The sequence below is a fragment of the Vibrio sp. 03_296 genome (assembly GCF_002265885.1).
This window is the reverse complement of sequence record NZ_NPKW01000242.1, coordinates 1-1,046: the sequence shown is the minus strand read 5'-3', so window position 1 is coordinate 1,046 and position 1,046 is coordinate 1. Positions and strand designations below refer to the sequence as shown.

2 pseudogenes are annotated in these 1,046 nt (G+C 49.7%); one reads left to right on the top strand and one right to left on the bottom strand.

What is annotated here, in order from left to right:
- Positions 1 to 869, top strand: a pseudogene (gene gpmI, locus CIK04_RS23700) (2,3-bisphosphoglycerate-independent phosphoglycerate mutase); the annotation flags it as partial.
- A 55-nt stretch (positions 870 to 924) separates the two neighbouring features.
- On the opposite strand, the pseudogene CIK04_RS23695 reads toward gpmI, so the two are convergent.
- Positions 925 to 1,046, bottom strand: a pseudogene (locus CIK04_RS23695) (EamA family transporter); the annotation flags it as partial.

Here is a 1,046-nt window from a genome sequence, read left to right as displayed (position 1 = left end):
TTGCTGCCGCGTATGAGCGTGGTGAAACGATGAGTTCGTTAAAGCGACCGAAATCAAAGCGGAAGGCCAAGAAAGTGCTGCAATGCAAGATGGCGACGCAGTGATCTTCATGAACTACCGTGCAGACCGTGCACGTCAAATCACTCGTACCTTCGTCGCTGATTTCGCTGGCTTTGAACGCAGCAGCATTCCCAGCGGTGAACTTTGTGATGCTGACTCAATACGCAGCAGACATTCCTCTTGCTATCGCATTCCCACCTGCATCGCTAGAAAACACCTACGGTAGAGTGGTTGTCTAAGCAGGGTCAAACGCAGCTACGTATTTCTGAAACTGAGAAATACGCACACGTGTCTTCTTCATCGAGGTGTGAGAACGAATTTGCAGGTGAAGAGCGTCAACTTGTTGCTTCTCCTAAAGTGGCGACTTACGACCTTCAACCAGAAATGAGCTCAACTGAGCTGACTGAGAAAATGGTGGCGGCGATCAAGTCTGGTAAGTACGACACCATTATCTGTAACTACCCGAATGCGGACATGGTTGGCCACACTGGCGTTTATGAAGCTGCAGAAAAAGCGATTGAAGCGTTGGATGCAAGCGTKGKCCAAGTGGTTGAAGCGATCAAAGAAGTGGGTGGTCAGCTATTGATCACAGCAGACCCACCGGTAACGCAGAAATGATGGTTGATCCCAGAAAACCGGCGGTACTCCACACCGCTCACACTAGCCTACCAGTACCACTTTATCTACGTCGTGACAAAGCGGTTGAGTTCAAGGAAGGCGGTAAACTGTCTGACTTAGCACCAACCATGCTGTCTCTAGCGGGTCTAGAGATTCCAGCAGAGATGACTGGCCAAGTATTGGTTAAGTAAGCTTAAACAGCTAAATGAAAGCCCGAGCATGACTCGGGCTTTTTGTTTCTGTGCGTCACTGAACTAAGATGGCTGTTCCTGCTACCGCGACGCAAGGCACCAAGCCACGCGTGAACGGATTGGGCGTTGTTTGGTGTAGATCCACAGTATTGGCAATAACATGATTGGGGTTGTCGA